17 protein-coding genes are annotated in these 19,133 nt (G+C 63.7%); 12 read left to right on the plus strand and 5 right to left on the minus strand.

Annotated elements, in window-relative coordinates; translation table 11 throughout:
• Nucleotides 1–1,845, minus strand: a complete 1,845-nt coding sequence (locus ABIA96_RS16750; protein ID WP_354138136.1) for an extracellular solute-binding protein — start codon at nucleotides 1,843–1,845, stop codon at nucleotides 1–3.
• Between the two features lie 259 nt (nucleotides 1,846–2,104).
• On the opposite strand from ABIA96_RS16750, the gene ABIA96_RS16755 reads away from it, so the two are divergent.
• A complete protein-coding gene (locus tag ABIA96_RS16755; RefSeq protein WP_354138137.1) occupies nucleotides 2,105–2,908 on the plus strand; it encodes an invasion associated locus B family protein in 804 nt (267 codons plus the stop codon).
• 96 nt (nucleotides 2,909–3,004) lie between these two features.
• Here the strand turns inward: ABIA96_RS16755 and hspQ are convergent, their stop codons facing one another.
• Nucleotides 3,005–3,337, minus strand: coding sequence for a heat shock protein HspQ (hspQ, locus tag ABIA96_RS16760; RefSeq protein ID WP_354138138.1), 333 nt, complete (start codon nucleotides 3,335–3,337; stop codon nucleotides 3,005–3,007).
• A gap of 106 nt (nucleotides 3,338–3,443) precedes the next feature.
• On the opposite strand from hspQ, the gene ABIA96_RS16765 reads away from it, so the two are divergent.
• Nucleotides 3,444–4,397 carry an AEC family transporter gene (locus ABIA96_RS16765; protein ID WP_354138139.1) on the plus strand — a complete coding sequence of 318 codons (954 nt, stop codon included), beginning with the start codon at nucleotides 3,444–3,446 and terminating at the stop codon, nucleotides 4,395–4,397.
• Nucleotides 4,398–4,442: 45 nt separating this feature from the next.
• On the opposite strand, the gene ABIA96_RS16770 is transcribed toward ABIA96_RS16765, so the two are convergent.
• The gene (locus ABIA96_RS16770; protein WP_354138140.1) at nucleotides 4,443–5,627 is read right to left on the minus strand and encodes a UbiH/UbiF family hydroxylase; all 1,185 of its coding nucleotides are present in this window, start codon (nucleotides 5,625–5,627) and stop codon (nucleotides 4,443–4,445) included.
• 127 nt (nucleotides 5,628–5,754) lie between these two features.
• On the opposite strand from ABIA96_RS16770, the gene pcsA reads away from it, so the two are divergent.
• The 3 genes from pcsA to ABIA96_RS16785 all read left to right on the plus strand — a co-directional run bounded on the left by pcsA (nucleotide 5,755) and on the right by ABIA96_RS16785 (nucleotide 8,261).
• Nucleotides 5,755–6,480 (plus strand): phosphatidylcholine synthase, encoded by a 726-nt coding sequence (gene pcsA, locus ABIA96_RS16775; RefSeq protein WP_354138141.1) that lies wholly within the window; start codon nucleotides 5,755–5,757, stop codon nucleotides 6,478–6,480.
• Nucleotides 6,477–7,211: a TerC family protein gene (locus ABIA96_RS16780; protein WP_354138142.1), complete on the plus strand. Its 735-nt coding sequence runs from the start codon at nucleotides 6,477–6,479 to the stop codon at nucleotides 7,209–7,211. The genes pcsA and ABIA96_RS16780 overlap by 4 nt, the downstream gene beginning before the upstream one ends.
• A 75-nt stretch (nucleotides 7,212–7,286) precedes the next feature.
• Nucleotides 7,287–8,261, plus strand: a complete 975-nt coding sequence (locus tag ABIA96_RS16785) for a quinone oxidoreductase family protein (protein ID WP_354138143.1) — start codon at nucleotides 7,287–7,289, stop codon at nucleotides 8,259–8,261.
• 96 nt (nucleotides 8,262–8,357) lie between these two features.
• Here ABIA96_RS16785 and ABIA96_RS16790 read toward each other — a convergent pair whose 3' ends face one another.
• Nucleotides 8,358–9,554, minus strand: coding sequence for an acetylornithine transaminase (locus ABIA96_RS16790; RefSeq protein WP_354138144.1), 1,197 nt, complete (start codon nucleotides 9,552–9,554; stop codon nucleotides 8,358–8,360).
• 436 nt (nucleotides 9,555–9,990) lie between these two features.
• Here ABIA96_RS16790 and ABIA96_RS16795 point away from each other — a divergent pair, with 436 nt between their 5' ends.
• The gene (locus tag ABIA96_RS16795) at nucleotides 9,991–10,932 is read left to right on the plus strand and encodes a hypothetical protein (protein WP_354138145.1); all 942 of its coding nucleotides are present in this window, start codon (nucleotides 9,991–9,993) and stop codon (nucleotides 10,930–10,932) included.
• A gap of 18 nt (nucleotides 10,933–10,950) precedes the next feature.
• Here ABIA96_RS16795 and rimO read toward each other — a convergent pair whose 3' ends face one another.
• A complete protein-coding gene (gene rimO, locus ABIA96_RS16800; protein WP_354138146.1) occupies nucleotides 10,951–12,276 on the minus strand; it encodes a 30S ribosomal protein S12 methylthiotransferase RimO in 1,326 nt (441 codons plus the stop codon).
• A gap of 111 nt (nucleotides 12,277–12,387) precedes the next feature.
• Here rimO and ABIA96_RS16805 point away from each other — a divergent pair, with 111 nt between their 5' ends.
• The 6 genes from ABIA96_RS16805 to ABIA96_RS16830 all read left to right on the plus strand — a co-directional run bounded on the left by ABIA96_RS16805 (nucleotide 12,388) and on the right by ABIA96_RS16830 (nucleotide 19,102).
• The gene (locus ABIA96_RS16805; protein ID WP_354138147.1) at nucleotides 12,388–12,978 is read left to right on the plus strand and encodes an ANTAR domain-containing response regulator; all 591 of its coding nucleotides are present in this window, start codon (nucleotides 12,388–12,390) and stop codon (nucleotides 12,976–12,978) included.
• Nucleotides 12,975–14,138, plus strand: a complete 1,164-nt coding sequence (locus tag ABIA96_RS16810; protein ID WP_354138148.1) for a CmpA/NrtA family ABC transporter substrate-binding protein — start codon at nucleotides 12,975–12,977, stop codon at nucleotides 14,136–14,138. The genes ABIA96_RS16805 and ABIA96_RS16810 overlap by 4 nt, the downstream gene beginning before the upstream one ends.
• Before the next feature lie 350 nt (nucleotides 14,139–14,488).
• Complete coding sequence (locus ABIA96_RS16815) at nucleotides 14,489–15,319, plus strand: formate/nitrite transporter family protein (RefSeq protein WP_354138149.1); 831 nt, start codon at nucleotides 14,489–14,491, stop codon at nucleotides 15,317–15,319.
• A gap of 13 nt (nucleotides 15,320–15,332) precedes the next feature.
• Nucleotides 15,333–17,129: a NirA family protein gene (locus ABIA96_RS16820; protein ID WP_354138150.1), complete on the plus strand. Its 1,797-nt coding sequence runs from the start codon at nucleotides 15,333–15,335 to the stop codon at nucleotides 17,127–17,129.
• Complete coding sequence (locus tag ABIA96_RS16825; RefSeq protein WP_354138151.1) at nucleotides 17,126–18,739, plus strand: sulfite reductase subunit alpha; 1,614 nt, start codon at nucleotides 17,126–17,128, stop codon at nucleotides 18,737–18,739. The genes ABIA96_RS16820 and ABIA96_RS16825 overlap by 4 nt, the downstream gene beginning before the upstream one ends.
• A gap of 210 nt (nucleotides 18,740–18,949) precedes the next feature.
• Nucleotides 18,950–19,102, plus strand: a complete 153-nt coding sequence (locus ABIA96_RS16830) for a hypothetical protein (protein WP_187434626.1) — start codon at nucleotides 18,950–18,952, stop codon at nucleotides 19,100–19,102.
• Nucleotides 19,103–19,133 lie beyond the last annotated feature (31 nt).

Raw genomic sequence — 19,133 nt, forward strand, 5'->3', positions numbered from 1 at the left:
TCACTTCGCTGGACTGGCTTGAGGCTCACCCTTCGACCACCAGGTCTCCGGCAGATAGCCGGACAGCGCAGTGGTCGATGGTCGTTCTATCCGATTCCAGCGCGCGATCCATTGTTCGGATACGTTAAACAGGGGGATTGTGTAGAAGTCCGCGATCAAAACGCGGTCGAGTGCCCGCACGGCGGAGACAAAATCCGTATGATCACGGGCCTCCAGAAGGGCTTTGATCATGGCGTCGACCGCGGGATCCCTGGCGCCCATGTAGTTGCGGGTGCCCGGATTGTCCGCTCCGGCGCTGCCCCAGTAGAAATATTGCTCGTTGCCGGGCGATAGCGACTGGTCCCAGCGGTTCTGGATCATGTCGAACTCGTAGGCCAACCGGCGCTGGTCGAACTGCACGGGATCGACCGAGCGTACGCTCGACGCGATGCCGGCGCGTTTGAGGTCGCGCTGGAAGGCGAGCGCGATGCGCTCCTGGTCGCGGGTCGTCACCAGCATCTCGAAAGTGAAGGGCGCCTTGGTCGCGCGGTTGCGCAGCACGGTGCCGTCGAGATCGTAGCCGGCATCGGACAGGAGCTTGAGCGCTGCGCGCAGCGTCGTCCGGTCATGTCCCGAGCCATCGGTGGCGGGAAGACGGTAGCTGCCATCCATGATGTCTGGCGGAATTTGCGCAGCGAAAGGTTTGAGCAACTCGCGCTCGCGCGCATCCGCGGGACGGGCATAGGCCGACAGATCCGAGCCTGCAAAGTAGCCGGCGACGCGCGAATAGAGCGAGAAGAAATAGTTGCGATTGACCAGCTCGAAATCGAACAGCAGCGTCAGCGCCTGGCGCACGCGGATGTCGGCGAAGATCGGCCGGCGCGTGTTGAACACCAGGAATTCCGAGGGCTGCGGCACGCCGGGCTTGATGGTGTCGCGGATCACGTCGCCGTTCCTGGCGGCCGGAAAATCGTAGCCGTCGTGCCAGCGCAACGGCTCGTTTTCGACGCGGAAATCATAAAGGCCGCGCTTGAAGGCTTCGAACTGGCCATTAGCCTCGCGAAAATAGTCGAGCCGGATCTCGTCGAAATTGAAGAGCCCGCGATTGATCGGGAGATCGCGGCCCCAATAATCGGGATTGCGCGAGAGCGTTACGCTGGCACCGGGCTTGACCGCCGTGACGCGGTAGGGACCCGAGGCGATCGGCCCGCTCAGCGTGGTCTCCTCGAAGGTCGCGACGTCGACGGCGTGCTTCGGCAGGATCGGCATCAGGCCGAGGATCAGCGGCAACTCGCGGTCGTTGGCACCGGTGAGGTCGAAGCGAACGGTGAGGGGATCGGGTGCCTCGGCCTTGGCGACCTTGGCGTAATATTGCCGGAGGTTGGGACGGCCATGGTCGCGCAGCAGCTGCCATGAAAACAGTACGTCCTCGCTGCGCAGCGGCTTGCCGTCGGAGAAGCGGGCGCGGGGATCGAGGCGGAACGTGACATAGCTCCGTTCGTCGTCGGTCTCCACCGTTTTGGCGAGCAGGCCGTAAAGTGTGAACGGCTCGTTCTGGCCGCGCGCCAGCAGGCTCTCGAAGACGTAGTTCCGGATCGGCTGCACGGCCAGTCCCTTGACGATGAAGGGATTGAGGCTGTCGAAGCTACCGAGGATGCCCCAGGTCAGCCTGCCGCCCTTGGGGGCATCAGGATTGGCGTAGGGCATGTGAGTGAAATCGGCCGGCAGCGCCGGCTTGCCATGCATGGCGATCGCGTAGGTCTCCTCGCCCTGCGCGCCGTTGACCGACAGCGCCATGGCGAGGACCAAAGCAAGACTGCAAAGGCGGAGACGGGGGCCCTCGAGCAGGCGCTGGAACATGAACATTCGGACACGTTGATTCGAGGGCCGGCGGGCCTAAAGTCTATCACAGGGATTTCACTGGGCGCCCGGCCGGATGTGGCCAAAGACGCTTGTCGGCATTGATCTTTCCGTCGGCCACGTTAAGAAGGCACGCAATCGCGCACGAGCGCCGAGCCCGTCACGCATCCGCCTCATTTGACGGGAAGAGAGCCGCGCCCAAGGCGGCTTGGTTCGGCGCTTCGGAGCGGTTCGGGCACTTCCCGTTCAGAAAGGGTTTTCTGCAATGAATTTTCGTTATTTGGCCGCGTCCGTTCGGCTGCGCGGGCGAGTTCTCGCCCTGTTGACGGCGACGGCATTGGTCGTCCCGTTTGCCGCTGAGGCTCAGGCTCCCGCCCCAAAGGCAGCCCCGAAAGCCGCTCCCAAGGCTGCCCCCAAAGCTCCGGCTGCCGCTCCAGCGCCGGCTCCCCAGGCCCAGCAGGCTCCGGCCCAGCCGGGCGCTCCGGCCGCGCAGGGCGGCCAGCCCCCGGACCAGCAAATCCAGCTGATCTACGCCCCCTGGACCAAGTTCTGCCTCAAGGGCCAGGACGCCAACGCCAAACAGGTCTGCTTCACTGGCAAGGACGGCCGCATCGAATCGGGGCAGCCGGTCATCGCAGCCGTGATCATCGAGCCGGAAGGCGAGCCGAAGAAGATCCTGCGCGTGACGCTGCCGCTCGGCATGCAGCTCGTGCACGGCACCCGCATCATCGTCGACAACAACCCGCCGCTGCAGAGCCCATATGTGATCTGCTTCCAGAACGGCTGTATGTCCGACTACGAGGCAACGCCCGAGCTCATCGCCAACATGAAGAAGGGGCAGAACCTCGTGGTGCAGGCGATCAACGCCAACGGTGCGCCGCTGACGCTGCCGCTGCCTCTCGCCGGCGAATTCCAGAAGGCCTATGACGGTCCGCCGACCGATCCGAAGGTGTTCGAAGAGACTCAGAAGAAGCTCCAGGAAGAGCTTCAGAAGAAGGCCGAGGAGCAGCGCAAGAAGCTCGAGCAGCAGGGCACGCCTCCCGGCGCCCCGCCTGCCGGCCAGAAGTAATCGGGACTCAATCCCGGACATGAAAAAGGCGCTCGGTTCGAGCGCCTTTTTTCTGGCCGCTTGTTGGCGGGCGAAACCTGGAGCAGAGAGCACTGCTCAGTTCAGCGAGGGATTGCGAGGGCGGTAGCCGCCATCCTTGCTCTTGATGAAGATCTCGGCGACCTGGGAATGCCGGATTGGCTCGCCGGACTCGTCCGGCAGCAGGTTCTGCTCGGAGACATAGGCGACGTACTCGGACTCCGCGTTCTCCGCGAGCAGATGGTAGAACGGCTGGTCCTTGTGGGGCCGCACCTCTTCGGGGATCGACAGCCACCACTCCTCGGTGTTGTTGAATTCCGGATCGATGTCGAAGATCACCCCCCGGAACGAGAAGATCCGGTGGCGAACGACCTGTCCGATCTGGAATTTGGCGGTCCGCGTTTTAATCATGCTCCGTCGATAGACCAGGATTGTGGCCGATGCTAGTGCCCTCATTTGCAATTAATGTCTGCTCGGGGGGCAGATAGCCCCCAAGCCTTCAGAAAACACTTCATCAATGGTCGATATCCTCAACCTCGCACTACCTTATTTCGGCTTGATCTTCGTTGGTTTCGCCTGCGGCAAGGCCAAGTCACTGCCGGAATCAGGCCTCGCCTGGATGAACTTCTTTTTGCTGTACGTGTCGTTGCCGGCGCTGCTGTTTGCGATCATGTCGAAGACGCCGTTCTCGGAGTTGAACAACCCGCCGTTCCTGGTTGCGACCACGCTGTCGACGGTCGCCGCGTTCACGCTGGCGCTGGTCGTCGGCAAGGTACTCGGCGGCTTGACGCTGCGCGAGGCGACGCTCGCGGGCCTCTCCGGCGGCTACGGCAATATCGGCTACATGGGGCCGGGATTGGCGCTCGCCGTGCTCGGGCCGAAGGCGTCGGCGCCAACGGCGCTGATCTTCTGCTGCGACAGCATCTTCCTGTTCACGATCGTGCCGCTCCTGATCGAGCTCTCCGACCGCGATCACCCCTCGATCGGGCATGCCTTCGGCGTGGTGCTGAAGCAGATCGTGCTTAACCCGCTGATCATGTCGGCCTGTTTTGGCGCGGCTGTCGCCGCACTTCATATTGAGCTGCCGGTCGCGCTCGATCGAACCATCACGTTCCTCCAGAACGCTGCCGCGCCGACCGCGTTGTTCGTGCTCGGCGTGACCGTGGCGCTGCGGCCGTTCAATCGCGTGCCCTGGGAGGTGCCGGGCGTGATCGCCGTGAAGCTGCTGTTCCATCCGCTCGCGGCGTTTGGCCTGATGCTGGCGTTCGGTCCGTTCGCGCAGCCCTGGGCGGCGACCGCTATCCTGATGGCCTCGCTGCCGCCGGCGCTGAATGTGTTCGTGATCGCGCGCCAGAACGATGCGTGGATCGAATCCGCCTCCGTCGCCGTGCTGCTCGGAACGTTTGCTTCCGTGGTCACGCTGACCACCGTGATGTGGTTGCTCCAGACCGGCCGGCTGGCGTTTCCGTGAGCGCTACTTTCGCCAAATTACCTGCGCCAAATTGCTTGCGCCAAATTACCTGCGCCACGTCGGCGTCAGTCCCTCGCGCATGGCAAAGCGCCGGAGCGGGCCGATGGCGCCGAGCAGGTGCATGCCGACGGCACGGACCGGTTGCAGCGGCAGGAAATCATTGAGCAGCGAGCGATTGGCGATGTCGATCGCAAATGTCCGGCTCAAAATGTCCGGACGCCGCGCCCGGTCGTAGCGCTTGAGCACGTCGTCCGCGCCGGGATCCTGGCCCGATGCGATGGCCTCGCCAGCGAGTCTGGCGATATCGGCAGCATCCCGTAGACCGAGATTGAGGCCCTGGGCACCGATCGGGGGAACTACATGGGCGGCTTCGCCGACCAGCGCGATACGGTCGCGGGCGAAGGATTTTGGCCGTTCGATCGTGAGCGGAAACAGGTTGCGGCCGGGCTCGACCGTCATCCGGCCGAGGATGGAATGCGACTGCTTCTCGATCGCGGCGGAGAGGTCCTCGTCGCCAAGGGAACGACGCCGTTCGCCCTCCGCGGGGGCCGAGACCCAGACGATGCTGGAGCGGTTGCCGGGCAGGGGCACGAACACGCAGGGACCCTGCTGCGTGTGGAACTCGGTCGAGACGTTGCGATGCGGTCGGGCATGTCTGACGTTGAAGGTCAGCGCCGTCTGCGCCAGCTCGCGCCGCGTTACCGCAACGCCGGCGGCCTCCCGGCACAGCGAGTGGCGGCCGTCGGCGCCGACCACGAGCCGCGCGGTCAAAAATTGTCCGGAAGCCGTGCGGATCGCGACATCGTCAGCCTCGATGACGACGTTCTCGGCCTCGTCGTCGAAACGGACGAGGTTGGGCAGCTCGGCCGCACGTGCTTCGAGGGCCAGCATCAGCGAGCGATTGTCGATGTTGTAGCCGAAGGCGTCGCGCGCGATCTCGTGACAGGAGAACCTGACCTCCGGCGCGCGGAACAGCCGGCCCGTATCGTCGACAAGTCGCATCACCTCGAGCGCCGCCGCCTGGTCCCTGCAGCGCGGCCAGACATCGAGGCTCTCCAGCAGCTCGACGGAGCCACCCAACAGCGCGCTGGTCCGATTGTCGGCATAGGGCAGGCGTCGCGCCACCAGCGCGGCCCGCGCGCCGGCCTGCGCCAATGCAATTCCTGCCGCAAGGCCTGCCGGTCCGCCGCCGATAATGGCTGCGTCAAAGAGTGTCGAGGCGTCTGTCATGGAACAACATTTGACACGCCCCGCGGTAAATTCAAGCCCACCTGTTTTGCCTGATTTTATGACGAATTGCGCGGCGCAATGCCGCGACGGCGATGTGCAAACCGGTCCCGTTCTGGTAGCAGAAGCCATGGACAGCCAAGGGGATTCCCTCAAGCCGAAGCCCGCGATCCGTGCCGCGGCGTTTTCGGTGCACATCTTCACCGCCTTTGGCGCGGCGATCGCCTTGCTTGCGATGCTGGAAGCCGTGCGCGAGCACTGGGCGGCGATGTTCGGATGGCTGGGCGTGGCCCTCATCATAGATGCGATCGACGGGCCCATCGCACGCAGGCTGAACGTCAAGGATGTGCAGCCGAACTGGTCGGGCGACGTGCTCGACCTCGTGGTCGACTTCGTGACCTATGTCTTCGTGCCGGCCTATGCGATCGTGGCGAGCGGCCTGTTGCTGCCGGTGGCGGCGCCCTTGCTCGGCATCGCCATCATCGTCACCAGCGCATTATACTTCGCCGATCTGCGCATGAAGGCAGACGACAATCATTTTCGCGGCTTTCCGGCGTTGTGGAATGCGGCGGCATTCTATTTGTTCCTGCTGCACTGGCCGCCTTTGTCATCGACGCTGCTGGTCGCGGCGCTGGTGGTGCTGACCTTCGTGCCGTTCCGGGTGCTGCATCCGGTCCGCGTCGTGCGGCTGCGCTGGCTGACGATGTCGCTGATTGCGATCTGGTCGCTGCTCGGGCTCTACGTGCTGGAGATGGATTTTCGCGTCGGCACCGGCGTGACGATAGCGCTCTGCGCGATCGCGCTCTGGATTGCGTTCAGCGACGCGTTGATCCGCATGGCAAGATCCTTCGCATGATGCATTTGTTGACCAGCCCCGAGGCCTGGGCGGCGCTGCTGACCCTGACGTCGCTCGAGATCGTGCTCGGCATCGACAACGTCATCTTCCTATCGGTGATCGTCTCGCGCATCCCCGAGCCGCAGGCCCGCCGCGCCCGCCAGATCGGGCTGGCGCTGGCGCTGATCTTCCGCGTCATCCTGCTCAGCCTGCTGGTCTGGCTGATCGGCCTGACCGCGCCGGTGTTTTCGTTCGCCGGCTACGATTTCTCCTGGCGTGACATCATCCTGATCGGCGGCGGCCTGTTTCTGATCGCGAAGGCGACGCATGAGATCCACGCCGAAGTGGATGCGGACGACGAGGAGGGCGAGGGCAAATCCAGCCGCAACGCCTTCTTCTGGGTGATCGCCCAGATCGTCGTCATCGACATCGTGTTCTCGCTGGATTCGATCATCACCGCGATCGGCATGGCGCAGGACCTCGAGATCATGATCGCCGCCGTCGTGATCGCCTGCCTGATCATGTACATTTCGTCGGGACCGGTGGCGCGATTCGTCGCAGAACATCCGACCACCAAGATGCTGGCTCTGGCGTTCCTGGTGCTGATCGGCGTCGCCCTGGTTGCGGACGGATTCAAATTCCACATTCCGCGCGGATATATATATTTCGCAATTGCGTTCTCTGCGGCGGTGGAATTCTTCAACGTGCTGGCCAAGCGCAATCGCAGGAAGGTCGGCAAACCCTCGGTCTGACCGTTCCAACTTGGGTCAAGTTGACAAGGCAGGCGCGATGTCTTTCGCTGAGCCGAGCGAAGAGGAGGTCAGGTGATGACCAAAGCCGTCCGTGTGCACAAGGTCGGAGGCCCCGAGGCCCTGGTCTATGAGAGCGTCGACATCCCGGCGCCAGGCCCCGGCGAGGTGCGCATCCGCCAGCATGCGGTCGGTCTGAACTTCATCGATGTCTATTACCGCACCGGCCTCTACAAGGCGCCGGGTCTGCCCTTCATTGCCGGAAACGAGGCCTCGGGCGAGGTTTTGGCTGTCGGGCCGGGCGTGACGAATTTTCATCCCGGCGACCGCGTCGCCTACTACCACAATCTCGGCGCCTACACGAGCGAGCGCAACATCCCCTGGGAGAAGCTTGTCAAGCTGCCCGACCACATCACCCACGAGCAGGGCGCCGTGTTGATGCTCAAGGGCCTGACCGTCTGGTACCTTCTGCACAAGACCTTCAAGGTTGAGCCACATCATCGCGTGCTGATCCACGCCGCAGCCGGCGGCATCGGTCTCTTGGCCTGTCAATGGGCGAGCGCGCTCGGAGCCCACGTCATCGGCACCGTCGGTTCGCGCGAGAAGGCTGAACTTGCGGAAGCCAATGGCTGCGACCACGTCATCCTCTACAACGAAGAAGACTTCGTCGCGCGCGTCAAGCAAATCAGCCGCAACGAAGGTTGCGACGTCGTCTATGACGGCGTCGGCAAGTCGACTTTCCCGGGCTCGCTGTCCTGCCTGAAGCCGCGTGGCATGTTCGTCTCGTTCGGCAATGCCTCAGGTCCGGTGCCGCCGTTCTCGATCGCCGAGCTGAACAATCACGGTTCGCTGTTTGCGACGCGGCCGAAACTCAATGACTATGTCGGTACACGCAAGGAACTGCTCGAAGGTGCCGATACGCTGTTTTCCGCAGTCATCAACGGCAAGCTGCATGTGCCGATCAATCACGCCTATGCGCTGAAGGACGCCGCAAAAGCGCATATCGATCTTGAAAGCCGCAACACGACGGGGGCTTCGATCTTGAAGCCGTAGCTCTGCCGTCATGGCGAGCGAAGCGAAGCAATCCAGAAATCCCTCCTCGGAGCAGTCTGGATTGTTTCGTCGCTTCGCTCCTCGCAATGACGAGTCCTAGGCCACCCGTCTCGCCGCGCCGGCCCTGGTCAAAATACCGTCGAGACAATCGATCATCTCGGCGATCTCCGCCTTCGTGACGTTCAGCGCCGGCATGAAGCGCAGCGCGTCGAGCTGCGGTGCATTCAGCAGCACGCCGGCCTCGAACGCCTGTGCGACGATGCCGGGCGCGATCGGCAGCTTGAGGTCGAGCGCGAGCAGCAGCCCGCGTCCCCGCACGCCGCCGAGGCCGTGCCGTGTCGAGACTTTCTGCAGCTCGCTTTCGAGCAAACGTCCGGTCTCGGTGACCGCCTTCAAGAACTCCGGCTTGCCGACCTCATCGAGCACCGCCAGGCCAGCCGCGCACATCACCGGATTGCCGTTGAACGTGCCGCCCTGGTCGCCGTGCTCGAAGCAGGAGGCGCGTTCGGTCGCAAGCAGGGCCGCGAGCGGCACGCCGCCGCCGATGCCCTTGCCGAGCGTCATGATGTCGGGCGCAATCCCCGTGTGCTCATAGTGGAAGAGCTTTCCGGTCCGGCCCATGCCGGTCTGGATCTCGTCGAAAACGAGCAGCAGGCCGTGTGCCTGAGTGAGCGCGCGCAGCTCCCGCAGGAACTGATCGGTCGCCGGCCACACGCCGGATTCGCCCTGGATCGGCTCGAGCATCACGGCGGCGGTGTTCGTGCTGATCAGCTTCTCGACCGAAGCGATGTCGTTGAGCTTTGCCTTTTTGAAACCGGCCACTTTCGGCTCGAACAATGGTTCAAAGGCCTTCTTGCCCGAGGCCGACATCGTCGCCAGCGTCCTCCCATGGAAGCCGCCTTCGAACGTGATGATCTCGAACGCGCCGCCTCTGTGCAGGCTGCCATATTTGCGCGCGAGCTTGATCGCGCCCTCATTGGCTTCCGCACCGGAATTGGTGAAGAACACCTGGTCGAAAGCGCTGTTGGTGACGAGCGCATGCGCGAGCTTGAGGCTCGGCCCGTTGTAGAACGCCGGGCTCGGCGTGAGTAGCCGCTTGGCCTGTGAAGCCAACGCGTCCGCAATCGCTGGCGGCGAATGGCCGAGGCAGTTCACGGCCCAGCCCTGCACGAAATCGAGATAGCGCTTGCGGCTGTCGTCCCAGAGGTATGAGCCCGCGCCACGGACGAACACGGCCTTGGGCCGTGCGGTGATATCCATCAGCGCGTCATACGGATGGGTGGCGGTGGTCATGTCGAACTCCTCTTGGGGTAGGGAAGACTTGTGGCAGGGACGATTCGGGGCGGGTGAAAAAGGGACGCGAAACGCAAGAAGACCGCACTTTGCGGGTGCGGCCTTCTCGAAAACTGTGCTGAACTAATGCTTCAGCGGCGTCGTCGGACATGGCGCAACCCGTCATCGTCGCGGGAGCGACGACGCATGGCCTGGCGCAGATGGGTCCGAGAATTGATCATCGGACGGGTCCGTACAGCTGAATGGCAGGGCTTGTCAAGCGGGGGTTGCTGCGGTCCGAGCCGGATATCAATCTCGTGATTACACATCATTTGTTTGCTACGCAGAAACCAATAGGCGTCTAGCGCGTTTGTGATCTCGGGACGCCACTTGGTTCGAACCCGACACAAGCCGGGACAGACCAAGAGGGACGGGACCAACCAGACAGTTTTCAGCCTTGTCCGAAACGCCTTATCCGATCGACCTCGACAGCATTCGCGGCGCGTTTCCGCCGGGCATCGAGGCGCCTCCTTTGCTGCTGGATTTTGCCGGCTGGCTGAACGGGCGCGCCTGGGGCAGCGTCGGCTGTTTCTCCCTTGAGGGCCAGTTCTCCGACCAGGCGCCGATCTTCGACGGCAGTCCCTTACGCGACCGCTTCGCGCTGTTTATGCGCCTGCCTGACGGCTCCGCCGTCGGCGGCTGGTATGGTGCGGGTCTCGACCGCGATGATCCCCCGATCGTGGGGCTGGGCTCGGAGGGCGACTACGAGCTGCTCGCGCCGTCCCTCGACGCGCTGCTTGAAAAACTGACGTCGCAGCAATTCGACAAGGCGTGGCACGATTTGCGGCCGCACGACGAGGTCGCGCCTCAGACGGTCGAGCTTGCGCAGTGGCTCGCCAGGCGCCCGAGCGGCGAGCCGGTGCCGTGCGAGGACGGCGCATCGGAGCTGCCCGACTTCCGCGGCTTCGTCGAGAAGTGGAGTCGCGACCGTGAGGAATACTGGGCCAATCATCGCCTGATGGCCGAGCTCGGCTGGCGGCTGGCTGCGCATCTGCCCAAGGGCAAGAAGGCCTGGGACAAGACTCATTTCGAGATCGCGATCGTCGGCAAGCAATACGAGGCGCGGGTCCTGTCGCGCGGACCGCAGCCGTTCGAGGAAGCCGCGTCGATCGAATCCCTGCTGCGCGACCTGCGCGAAGAGATGCGCCGCGCCCAACCCGAGCTCGGGCTGTGGTACGCGATGAAATTCGGCCTCTATGCCGACGGCCGCGTCATGCCGAATTTCGAATACGATGTGCGCCCGACCATCGACGGCGAGCCGGCACTGCTCGCCGAAGCCAAGGCCGATCTCGCCCGCGCCGCGCGCCCGGAGCGCTGGGTGCCGAAATGGCTGGTCTGACGGCCGCCACGGAGTGCGTCAGAACCCCGCGACGCTGCCGTGCAGATCGTATTGGTCGGCGCGCTCGATCTTGGCGGTGACGATCTCGCCGACGCGCAACGGGCGGCGGCTCGACAGATAGACCGCGCCGTCGATCTCCGGCGCATCGGCCTTGGAGCGGCCCTTGGCGACGGTCGGGCCAACCTCGTCGATGATGATCTGCTGGCGCGTGCCGACCTTGCGCTTCAGCCTGCGCGCGGAGATTTTCTGCTGGCGGGCCATCAGCGCGTTGTAGCGCTCCTGCTTGATCTCGGCGGGCACAGCCCCTTCGAGCGCGTTCGAAGTCGCCCCCGCAACCGGCTCGTATTTGAAGCAGCCGAGGCGATCGATCTCGGCTTCATCGAGCCAGTCGAGCAGATAGGCGAAGTCGGCATCGGTCTCGCCGGGGAAACCGACGATGAAGGTCGAGCGAAGTGCGAGATCGGGGCATTCCTCGCGCCAGCGCTTGATGCGCGCCAGGGTTTTGTCCTGCGCGGCCGGGCGCTTCATCGCCTTCAGCACCTCGGGGCTCGCATGCTGGAACGGGATGTCGAGATAGGGCAGCACCTTGCCCTCGTTCATCAGCGCGATGACCTCGTCGACATGCGGGTAGGGGTAGACATATTGCAGGCGGACCCAGGCGCCGAGTTCGCCGAGCTCGCGCGCGAGGTCGAGGAATCTGGCGCGGACCTGGCGATCCTTCCACGGGCTCTCGGCATATTTGAGATCGACGCCATAGGCCGAGGTGTCCTGCGAGATCACCAGGAGCTCTTTCACGCCGGCGTCGACCAGGCGCTCGGCTTCGCGCAGCACGTCGTTGGCCGGACGCGAGACCAGGTCGCCGCGCAGTTTCGGAATGATGCAGAAGGTGCAGCGGTTGTTGCACCCTTCGGAAATCTTCAGATACGCATAGTGGCGCGGGGTCAGCTTGATGCCCTGCGGCGGCACCAGATCGAGATGCGGATTGTGGGCGGGCGGCAGCGCGCGATGCACGGCATCGAGCACGCTCTCATATTGCTGCGGGCCGGTGATCGAGAGCACGCCGGGATAGGCCTCTTCGATCTGCTCGGGTTCGGCGCCCATGCAGCCGGTCACGATCACCTTGCCGTTCTCGGCCATGGCCTCGCCGATCGCCGAGAGCGATTCCTGCTTGGCACTGTCGAGGAAGCCACACGTGTTAACGATGACGATGTCGGCCCCGTCATGCTTGCGGGCGAGCTCATAGCCTTCTGCGCGCAGACGCGTGATGATGCGCTCGGAATCCACCAATGCCTTGGGACACCCGAGCGACACGAAGCTGACCTTGGGCGCAGCCGTCTGATCCATATCCAAATCTGCCTGATTGACAGGCTTGAGCTAGTCCCAATTGCCCATAATTACAACCCTTTGCATGGCCCTCTGGCATGCTATGGATGAATCGCCCGACGTGAGTGAGCTATGAGCGCCGAACAGTCGCCTAAAATCGTGATTGTCGACGAAAGCCCGATCCGGGCTGCGATCCTCGAGGAAGGGTTGCGGGAGGCCGGATTCACGCAGATCGTCCATATCCGTGAGATGCAAAGCCTGCTCGCCCGTATTTATGCGGTGGATCCCGACATCATCGTGATCGATCTCGAAAACCCGAGCCGCGACGTGCTCGAGGCGATGTTCCAGGTCAGTCGCGCCGTGCGGCGCCCAATCGCGATGTTCGTCGACCAGAGCGATTCATCCTCGATCCAGGCCTCTGTGGAAGCGGGGGTGTCCGCCTATATCGTCGACGGATTGAAGAAGGAGCGCATCAAGCCGATCCTCGATCTCTGCGTGTCGCGCTTCAACGCCTTCGCAAAACTTCAGGAGGAGCTGGAGCGGACCAAGTCGCAGCTCGAGGACCGCAAGATCATCGAGAAGGCCAAGGGCATCCTGATGAAGGTCAAGGGCCTCACCGAGGACGAGGCCTATGTGCTGCTGCGCTCCACCGCCATGCGCGAGAAGAAGAAAATCGGCGAGATAGCCCAGTCGATCATCACCGCGTCGGAGATGCTGAAATGACCGCTCCGCTTCGCATCGGGTTCATTCCGCTGGTCGATGCCGCCGCCCTGATCGTCGCCGTCGACAAGGGATTTACCGCAGCCGAAGGGCTCGAGGTCGAGCTGGTGCGCGAGGTGTCCTGGTCCAACGTGCGCGACAAGCTGAACATCGGCCTGTTCGACGCCGCGCATCTGCTCGCGCCCGTGGCGATCGCGTCGTCGCTCGGGCTCGGTCACGTCAAGGTGCCGATCCTGGCGCCCTTCAACCTCGGCATCAACGGCAATGCGATCACGGTGTCGCCGGGCCTCCACACCGCGCTGATGGAAGAGATCGACGGCGACCGCTTCGATCCACTCGCGACCGCCAAGGCGTTGGCCAAGGTCGTCGCCAAGCGACGCAAGGCAGGGGCCGATCCGCTCACGTTCGGCATGACGTTTCCGTTCTCGACCCACAATTATCAGCTGCGGTTCTGGATGGCGGCGGCCGGCGTCGATCCCGACGAGGATGTGCGTCTCGTGGTGTTGCCGCCGCCTTACATGGTCGACAGCCTCGCCAATGGCCATGTCGATGCGTTCTGTGTCGGCGCTCCCTGGAATTCGGTCGCGGTCGATCTCGGCATCGGCCACATCCTGCATTTCGCTTCCGACATTCTCGTACGTGCAGCGGAGAAGGTGTTGGCGGTCCGCCAGGTTTGGGCCGACAAGCACCCGGACGTCGTTGCGGCATTGGTGCGTGCGGCGGTGAAGGGGGCAGAGTTTATCGAGCAGCCCGCAAATCTCGCTGAGGCCGCGCAGTTCCTGGCGCAACCCGAGCGGATCGGTGTCGATGCCGAGGTGATCCAGCGCTCGCTCACCGGGCGGCTGAAGATTTCGCCCGAGGGTGTGGTGCGCGAGAGCGGCCACTACCTGCTGGTCGGACGCGAAGGGGCAGGGCGTCCGGACCCAGTCCAGGCCGCCTGGCTCTACGCCCAGATGGTGCGCTGGGGGCAGACGGCGCTGAGCACCGAGGCGCTCAAAACGGCCATGGCTGTGTTCCGATCCGATCTCTATGACGCTGCCCTGGGGCGGGCCGGAGACGGTCAGGCCAGCACCCCGTTCCGCGCGTTTGCCGGACCGGCCTTCGATCCCGCCGATCTCAGCGGGTACTTGGCCTCGTTTGAAGTTGGACGGCAGGCTCCATAAGGCTGCTTAAATCTTAATCACATCGATTCGAAGCTTAATCTTTGGGCTATTGCTGCCCGAAGCGGCATGAATTGCGATCCACTTCATGCACCGCACACAATGTTAAGCAGCTGATTTCATGTAGTTTTGCAGTTTATGCTGCGTTGGCACACTCCTTGAATAAAGGCAACGCAAGCCGCCCGGCGTGGGCGCCGACGGCTCCAAGTCCATGGTGGATTTCCGCAGCAACGAAGCTGATCGGATCGCTCCGGGCTCCGGCGAGGCGCATGTGCGCCCGCAACCGGCTCCTGGCGATCAACGTCCGTTCAACCCGTTGACGTCGCCTTCGCGCGGCAAGCTGGAGCTTCGATATGGATTACGCGAAACCCTCTGATGTCGTGGCCTCGATGGTCGATGCCAGCGTGAAGAAGTTGGCGCTCGCCCCGCGCGACATCATGATCCGCGGCGCGATTTCCGGAGCGCTGCTCGGTGCCGCCACCACGCTCGCCTTCAGCGGCGCTCTCACGACCGGCCAGCCCCTCGTCGGCGCTCTGATCTTCCCGGTCAGCCTCGTGATGATCGTGCTGCTCGGGCTCGAGCTTGTCACCGGCAGCTTTGCCATCGTTCCGCTCGCGCGCCTCGAGGGCAAGGCGAGCTGGAATGCGGTGATCGCCAACTGGTCCTGGGTTTTCGTCGCCAATCTGCTCGGCAGTCTCGCGTTCGGCGCGCTGATCGCGATCTCGCTCACCAATATGGGCAAGGTCGAGGTCGCCGGCGTCGCCGCCCGCATCGTTGCGGTTGCCGAAGCCAAGACCATTGGCAATGCCGCGATTGGCACCGCCGGCCTGGTCTCCGTCTTCGTCAAGGCGATCCTCTGCAACTGGCTGGTCTGCCTCGGCGTCGTCATGGCGATGACCTCGACCTCCACGGTCGGCAAGATCGCGGCGACCTGGCTGCCGATCTTCCTGTTCTTCGCGCTCGGCTTCGAGCACGCTGTCGTCAACATGTTCATCATCCCGACCGGCATGCTGCTTGGCGCCAAGGTCAGCCTCTCCGACTGGTGGCTGTGGAATCAGATCCCGGTGACGCTCGGCAATCTCGTCGGCGGCTTCGTCTTCACCGGCCTCGCGCTTTACGCGACGTACAAGCCCGCCAAGCCCACGGCCGATGTCGCGCAGGTCGCGGTCCAGGCAGCAGAGTAGGTCCATCCAGCCCATGAAACTCGATACAGCACCCACGGCCGATTTCTCCGACGAGCAGAAGCGCTATCTCGAAGGTTTCATGTCCGGCATGCAGGTCGGACGCGTCGGGCGCACCTTTGCAGCCGGTGGCGCGCCTGCTGCCGGCGCTCCTGCCGAACCAACCGGCCCGGACGCTGCGGCGATCAAGGCGCAGGACAAGCTCACGGCGGCGGGCAAGAAGCTCGCCGATCAGGAGAAGTTCAAGCGGGAGATGCATCCGTTCGATGCCTATGATCGCTTGAAGGACCAGGCGCGCAACAACGCAAACCCGACGCCTGCGGATAATTTCCGCTGGCGCTATTACGGCATCTTCTGGGTGGCGCCGGCGCAGACCTCCTACATGGCGCGCCTGCGTATCCCCAACGGCATCCTGAAGCACTGGCAGATGTCGGGCTTGGCCGACATCGCCGAAAGCTGCGGCGGCGGCTACACCCACGTCACCACCCGCGCGAACTTCCAGATCCGCGAGATCGAGCCGAAGAACGCGGTCGCACTGATCGAGGGCGTCCAGGACATCGGCCTGTGCTCGCGCGGCGCCGGCGCCGACAACATCCGCAACGTCACGGGCACGCCGACGGCCGGCATCGATCCGCAGGAACTGCTCGACACACGTCCCTATGCGCGCGAGTGGCACTACCACATCCTCAACGATCGCTCGTTGTTCGGCCTGCCGCGCAAGTTCAACGTCGCCTTCGACGGCGCTGGCAAGATCGCCGCGCTGGAGGAGACCAACGACATCGCTTTTACCGCGGTCGAGGTGAAGGACGGCTTTGGCGTCGAGCCTGGCGTCTGGTTCAAGCTCGGCCTCGGCGGAATCACCGGCCACAAGGACTTTGCAAAATATTCGGGCATCGTGGTTCGCCCCGAGGACGCGACCGCTGTTGCTGACGCCATCGTGCGCGTCTTCATCGAGCATGGCGACCGCACCAACCGCAACAAGGCGCGGCTGAAATACGTGCTGGACAACATGGGGCACGACGGCTTCCTCAAGCTGGTCGAAGAACTCCTCAAGAAGCCGTTCGCGCGCGTGCCGGCCGAAGCGCTTCTGCCACGCCCGTTGTCCGACCGCATGGCTCATATCGGCGTGCACAAGCAAAAGCAGGCCGGGCTCAACTGGCTCGGCGTGGCGCTGCCGGTCGGCAAGCTCACCTGCGACCAGATGCGAGGTATCGCGAAGATCGCGCAGGATCTCGGCGATGGCGATATCCGCCTCACGGTCTGGCAGAACCTCCTGATCTCAGGCGTGCGCGACGAGAACGTCGCGCTCGTCACCGCCGCGGTCGAGAAGCTCGGCTTGGCCACTGAAGTCTCGAACGTCCGCGCCGGTCTGATCGCCTGCACCGGCAATGCCGGCTGCAAGTTCGCGGCCTCCGACACCAAGCGCCATGCCGCCGCGATCGGCGACTGGTGCGATGAACGCGTCAATCTCGACACGCCGCTCAACATCCATCTGACCGGCTGCCATCACTCCTGCGCGCAGCACTACATCTCCGACATCGGCCTGATCGCGGCCAAGGTTCCGGGTGCGACGGAAGATGACCAGGTCGAGGGCTACCACCTCTTTACCGGTGGCGGCTTCGGGCCCGATGCCGATATCGGGCAGGAGGTGTTTCACGATGTGAAGGCCGAGGATGTGCCGAAGACCGTGGAGGGCCTGCTCAAGGCCTATCTCGCCAACCGCACCACGCCCGAAGAGACGTTCCTGACCTTCTCCCGTCGCCATGACGGGGAAGCCTTGCGCAAGCTCGCCAAAGCGGAAGTAGCAGCATGACCCAGATGACCCTGCCTCCCACAATCGAGATCATCCCGGCCAGTGCGCCTTTCAGCGAAGGCCAGCGGCTGTGGTTGAACGGGTTTCTCGTCGGCATGCTCGGTCTCGACGGCTCGACAGCGCTGTCGCCGATCGAGAACGGCGTCATGCTGGCGCCGCAAGGTGACGGCGATGACGGGGAAGCGCCGTGGCACGATCCGGCGATGGTGATCGCCGATCGCATGAAGCTTGCGGAAGGACGTCCGCTTCGCCGCCGCATGATGGCAGCGATGGCGCAACAGGATTGCGGTCAGTGCGGCTACAATTGCGCCGACTATTCGGACTCGATCGCCAACAAGAGCGAAGCGCGCCTCAACCTCTGCGCCCCCGGCGGCAAGGAGACTGCGCGGATGCTCAAGCAGCTCTTCGAGGAGGTCGACAAGGCGCCGGCGGCAAAGCCTGCGGCAGGGGCGGCTGTGGCTACAAGCGCATCGGCTGCGCCGGAGGTCAAAGCCGAGCTCGGCCGTGCCCGCGAAAATCCGGCCGAAGCCACATTCGTGTCGCGGCAGCTGCTCAACAAAGGTGCTTCAGAGAAGGAAACCTATCACGTTGAGTTCGACCTCTCCGCGAGCAAGCTCGACTACGTCGTCGGTGATTCCTTCGGCGTGTTCGCGCGCAACGATCTCGGCCTCGTCGACCAGATCATCGCGCTGCTTGGCGCCTCCCACACCACCAAGGTCAACAACAAGACCTTGCGCGAGGCGCTGGTCGAGGACGTCTCACTGTCGCCGGCGCCCGACAAGCTGTTCGAACTGCTCTCCTTCATCACCGGCGGCGCGCAGCGCGAAAAGGCAAGGGCACTGGCGCAGGGCGAGGATCCCGATGGCGATGCCGCGACCCTCGACGTGATGGCGGCGCTCCAGAAGTTTTCCGGCACGCGGCCGCATCCCGAGGCCTTCGTTGAGGCGCTCGAACCGCTACAGCCGCGGCTCTATTCGATCTCCTCGTCGCACAATGCGACGCCGGGAAAGCTGTCGCTAACGGTCGATTCCGTGCGCTATGTCATCGGCAAGCGCAAACGCGTCGGGGTCGCCTCGACTTTCCTCGGCGAGCGCATCAACGAGGGCGACAAGCTGAAGGTCTATGTACAGAAGGCGCACGGCTTTGGCCTGCCGCAGGATGCGAAAACGCCTGTTATCATGATTGGCCCCGGCACCGGAATTGCGCCGTTCCGCGCCTTCCTGCTCGACCGCAAGGCAACCGGCGCGCAAGGCAAGAACTGGCTGTTCTTCGGCCACCAGCGCAGCGACTGTGATTTCTTCTATCGCGACGAGCTCAATGCGATGAAGACCTCAGGCCTTCTGACGCGGCTGTCGCTCGCCTGGTCGCGCGACGGCGAGAAGAAGTTTTACGTGCAGGACCGCATGCGCGAGCTCGGTCGCGAGGTCTGGACCTGGCTCGCCGAGGGCGCGCATCTCTACATCTGCGGCGATGCCAAGCGCATGGCCAAGGACGTCGAGCGTGCGCTGGTCGACATCGTCGCCCAGTTCGGCGCACGCTCGACCGATGAGGCCGTCAGTTTTGTCGCCGACCTCAAGAAGAACGGCCGCTTCCAGGCTGACGTCTACTAAGCCGCGTCGGCTGTCATCCCACCGTCATCCGGGCCGGTTCCAGCTGGCTCGGATCTTAACGAATATGATTCTGGGAACCCGGGCGAGAAAAGAATCTGCGCCTGCGAATGGCGGCCTCCAGAGAAGGCGCATCGCTATTTCTGCCGATGTCTTGCCTGCGACCCCGGTCGATCCCTCATAATCCCGCAAATGGGGCGTTGGAGATCGACCATGCGCGAACTATCGGCGGAAGCCAGACTGCACTTTTACGCGCGCTCGCTCTCCCGTCGAACCGCGGCGAACGCCCATCACATCGGGCTCTACAGCGCCTTCGCCGTCATCGCCGCGATCGTGTTCGGTACGCTGTCGGTGCACCCGTTCTAACGAAGCTTCACAGCTCTCTCGGTGGGCAAAG

Origin of the sequence: Bradyrhizobium sp. LB11.1 (assembly GCF_040549385.1) — a bacterium.
Lineage (GTDB): Bacteria > Pseudomonadota > Alphaproteobacteria > Rhizobiales > Xanthobacteraceae > Bradyrhizobium.